Raw genomic sequence first — 3,916 nt, 5'->3', positions numbered from 1 at the left:
ACCCCGGGTGCCGCCGCGCCACGTGTGGTCATGGCCGCGTCCCGGCCGCCGGCCGCGCTGCGCCACCACCTCACGGTCTACGCGCCCGAGGCCGAGGCCGTGCGCCCCGACCAGCTCGCCACGGACACGGAGCTCACCGTGATCGCCGTGCCGCGCGAGGACCTCGACGAGATCGAGGTCGCGGACCTCGTGGGTCCGCGCACCCGGGCCGTGGTGGACCTCACCAACTCCTGGGGCGGCTACGGCCTTCCCGACGACGTCACCGCCTTCCTGCCCGACGTCGCCGGCGGCTCCCGGCCGGGCGACGACACCCTCGCCGTGGCGGCCTGGCTGCGCGACCGGGGACTCGAGGTGCCGGTCCTGCGCGCCTTCTTCGACATCTCCCACCACGACATGGACTCCGCCGGCCGTGCCGAGCAGCCCCTGCGCGCGCTGGCCGTCGGCAGTGAGGCGGACGGTGAACAGGCCCGCGGCATGCTCGCCGCCCTGGTGTCCGCCATGGGCTATGCACCGGTGGAGTTCTGCGGGCTGCACCGCGCGGCCGTGGTGGAGCCCGAAGGCCCCGGCTTCGGCGAGGAGCACACCGCGGCAGAGCTCCGCCACCTGCTGGACACGGCCTCCTCCCATCTAAGGTGGTGACAGCGGCCATGCCGGCCGCAGACGGGACACACAGCCTGGAGGAGCACCGTGAGCCGAGCCGAGAGCACTGACCGTGCCACCCCTTTCCACGGCGCCGGAGGGTCGGCCCGGGTCGGTGCCCGGCGCCCGCCTGCCGCCCTCATCGCCGGCGCAGCCCTCGGCCTGGCGATGCTCGGCTCCTCCCCCGCCCTGGCGGGGACCACCGCGGCCGGTGAGCCGGCCGTCCACAGCCGAGCGGCCGTCGTCGGGCAGGCGGCGGGTGAGCGGAGCACCGAGCGGCAGCCGATCACCGAGGTGGTGCTGGACGACACCGCCGGGATCATCGACCCGGCACAGCTGAAGCGGGACCTGGCGGAGATCGAGTTCCGCGGGCCCGTGAAGGTCGCCGTCTACACCGAGCGGGGTGCGAGCCTGGACCACCTGGACGACGACCGCGCGTCCCAGGAGTTCAACGGCCGGGTGCTGGCGCACGCCCGCTCCGCACGGCCGGACTGGATCAGCGACGACGGACAGAAGTGGGCCGACGGGCTGCTGATCTACGCGCTGGACCCGGACAACCGGATCATGGGCGTCTACGCCGGCGAGGACCTCGAGCTGTCCCTGTCCCAGCAGGAGGACGTCCGCGAGGCCGCCACCGACTCGGCGAAGGAGGCGAAGTGGACCGACGCCGCCGTGGACGCCGTGGACGAGGCGGCCGGGGTCATCGGCAGGCCCTGGTGGCTCAGCCCCGGCGCCCTTCTGGCAGGCGGCGCCGCCGTGGTCCTCGGCGGAGGTGGCGCCCTGACGGCCGCAGCGGTGCGGAGGGCCCAGCGCCGGAAGACCACGCGCGCCCTCGAGGCCGCTCGCAGGCACCTGACGAACGTCACCATGGACATGGACGCCACCGAGGTGAACGCCTCCACCGTCCCCACCGACTCCCCGCACGGCGCCGCCCTGATGGAACGCTTCCGCGGCTTCACACAGCGCGCGATCGACCTCACCGGCCGGCTCGAGGAGCTCGAGCAGATCCCGGAGAAGAAGCGCCACGGCACGCAGAACGTCAAGGACGCCGAGAAGGTGCAGCGCCAGGCGTCCGAGCTGGACACCCTGGACGACGCCATCGGGGACGCGAACACCCTGTTGAACCGCCACCCCGGCTGGGAGGACGCCTGGGATCGCCAGGCCGCCCCGTTGGTGGAGGACCTGGACGGCGCCGAGAAGCTGCGCGGCTCCCTGGACAGGTCCGTGCGCGACTCCGCCCCGGCCATGGTCCTGGACTCCTTCGTCCGCCAGACGAGAGCGGACCTCGAGGACCTGGGAGCACGGCTGACCGAGCAGACCGTGACGCCGAGCGCGGCCCTGGACGAGCTGGACCGGCTGCGCCGGGAGCTCACCGAGCGCCTGGACGATCTCGCCGAGGCCCAGGTGGACGCCTACGCGAAGACCTCCAAGGAGCGCGAGGCCATGCGCAGGAGCATGCGGGCCGAGCGCCGCAGGCCGGGCGGGGCCCGCACCGGATCCATCCTCGACGTCACCCATGACACCGGCTTCTACTGGCGCGTGTGGTCCTACAACGCCGGGTACACTGCGGGCCGATCCTCGGTGGACTCCTCGCGCAGCTCGTCCTCCTCGTCCGGCACCGGCTACGGCAGCGGCGGCGGCAGCTTCTCCGGCTCCGGGTCCTCCGGGCGTTTCTGAGGGACGCCGGCGGGCCGCGACGCGGGCGGAGGCTCTGGCGAGGACGCCGTCGTCGTGCTTCAGTGGCCGGTATGAGCAACGAAGCCCGTTCGGCGGCGGACGACCGCGAGGATCCGCTGCGCTTCTATCTGGACAAGGCCGCCCCCGAGGTCTGGGACGCGATGACCGGCCTCCGCAAGGCCGTCGCCGCCTACGCGAAGGAGGCGGAACTGGACGCCGAGCTGGTGGAGCTGGTCTCGCTGCGCGTCTCCCAGCTCAACGGCTGCGCCTACTGCCTGGACGTCCACACCCGGCTGGCCGAGAAGGCCGGAGTGAGCACGCAGCGGCTCTCCCTGCTGCCGGCCTGGGAGGAGGCCGGGGACGTCTACTCGCCGCAGGAGACGGCGGCGCTGCGGCTCGCGGAGACCGTGACCGGGCTGCCAGGGCAGGAGGAGCAGCAGGTGGCCCAGATGATGTCCCACGGCGATCTGACGGATGCGCAGTACGCGGCGGTGCAGTGGATCGCGGTGACCATGAACGCCACGAACCGGATCAGCATCCTGTCCCACCACCCGGTCAGGCCTCGGGGCTGATCAGACGGACCGGACAGGCTCGGGACGCGAAGAGTGGCATGCGGGCACGACCGGTGCCGCCCGCCCAGGCTCAGGGATATATGCCCGGACACGACGAAGCCCCCCGCTCGAATGAGTGGAGGGCTTCTGCGTGGTCGGGGTGACAGGATTTGAACCTGCGACCTCGTCGTCCCGAACGACGCGCGCTACCAAGCTGCGCCACACCCCGTAGGTCGACGCATTTCCGCGTCGCCAACAGAGGAACACATTACCAGCGTCCCGGGCTCCGCGCAAAACGAGACCGGTGTCGACGGGCGCATGTCCACGCGGGCGTCGGCCATCTCACACCTGACAGGATGGATGCTCCGGGAGCGAACACCGACCGTGTGGAGGAGGACGACCGTGACAGCTCGACGACGCCCCTGGTGGAACCCCTTCGCCTCACCCCGTGGGACGGGCGACGGATCGCGGGAAGGAATGGACGCTGAACCGGCAGCCGGCGTGGCCGCGCAGCGGCATGCGGTGGAGGAGGCGGTGGTCCGAATGCGCACGCTCCTGCGCGAAGAACGCGGGCGGCTGCGCCCGGACACCTGGACGCTGGCCTTGAGCATGGTCGAACATGCGGCGGAGCTCCTCCCCCGCTGGGCCGATACGGCCGCCCAGAGGGCCGCCGATGCGCTCTGTGTGGAGGACGTGGTCTGCCGGCATCTGCCGCGTCGCCTGGACGCCTTCCTGGCAATCCCGGACTCGCAGAAGCCGGCGGCCGCGGATGAGCTGCTCGACCAGCTGGAGGATCTGCAGAGCCTGCACGGTGCGGCAGTGCGTCGGTTGCACGCGGTCTCGCGGATCCGTCTCGAAGCACTCCGAGAGGTGCACCAGAGGGAGACAGACGGGCTCTGAACGGGGGCCGACGAAACGGTCCGGGAACGCGGGGAGGCCCCACACCAAAAAGTGTGGGGCCTCAACCCAAAAAGAATGTCCGGCGGCGACCTACTCTCCCACAACCTCCCGGTTGCAGTACCATCGGCGCTGTGGGCCTTAGCTTCCGG

Annotated in this window: 4 protein-coding genes, 1 tRNA gene and 1 rRNA gene; 4 read left to right on the top strand and 2 right to left on the bottom strand. The window is 71.8% G+C overall.

What is annotated here, in order from left to right:
- The 3 genes from AC2W7A_RS10225 to AC2W7A_RS10215 all read left to right on the top strand — a co-directional run.
- Positions 1 to 639 (top strand): NAD(P)-binding domain-containing protein (locus AC2W7A_RS10225; RefSeq protein WP_485991261.1); only part of this gene is annotated, 639 nt, incomplete at its 5' end.
- 48 nt (positions 640 to 687) lie between these two features.
- Complete coding sequence (locus AC2W7A_RS10220) at positions 688 to 2,316, top strand: DUF5129 domain-containing protein (RefSeq protein ID WP_485991260.1); 1,629 nt, start codon at positions 688 to 690, stop codon at positions 2,314 to 2,316.
- Positions 2,317 to 2,387: 71 nt separating this feature from the next.
- Complete coding sequence (locus AC2W7A_RS10215; protein ID WP_485991259.1) at positions 2,388 to 2,888, top strand: carboxymuconolactone decarboxylase family protein; 501 nt, start codon at positions 2,388 to 2,390, stop codon at positions 2,886 to 2,888.
- 131 nt (positions 2,889 to 3,019) lie between these two features.
- Here AC2W7A_RS10215 and AC2W7A_RS10210 read toward each other — a convergent pair.
- Positions 3,020 to 3,096 (bottom strand) — tRNA-Pro (locus AC2W7A_RS10210).
- Between the two features lie 248 nt (positions 3,097 to 3,344).
- Between AC2W7A_RS10210 and AC2W7A_RS10205 the strand changes: the two genes are divergently transcribed.
- A complete protein-coding gene (locus AC2W7A_RS10205; protein ID WP_485991258.1) occupies positions 3,345 to 3,767 on the top strand; it encodes a hypothetical protein in 423 nt (140 codons plus the stop codon).
- 77 nt (positions 3,768 to 3,844) lie between these two features.
- Here the strand turns inward: AC2W7A_RS10205 and rrf are convergent.
- Positions 3,845 to 3,916 (bottom strand): 5S ribosomal RNA (gene rrf / locus AC2W7A_RS10200); the annotation flags it as partial.

It is taken from the genome of Micrococcus sp. LASM2_SD2 (genome assembly GCF_057364565.1).
Note: the sequence above shows the minus strand (reverse complement) of the source record. Positions and strands in the feature narration are given on the sequence as shown.

What these genes read in the sequence shown, in the direction of transcription:
- AC2W7A_RS10215 (WP_485991259.1), top strand. Translation starts at nt 2,388, where the DNA reads ATGAGCAACGAAGCCCGTTCGGCGGCGGACGACCGCGAGGATCCGCTG.
- AC2W7A_RS10205 (WP_485991258.1), top strand. Translation starts at nt 3,345, where the DNA reads ATGGACGCTGAACCGGCAGCCGGCGTGGCCGCGCAGCGGCATGCGGTG.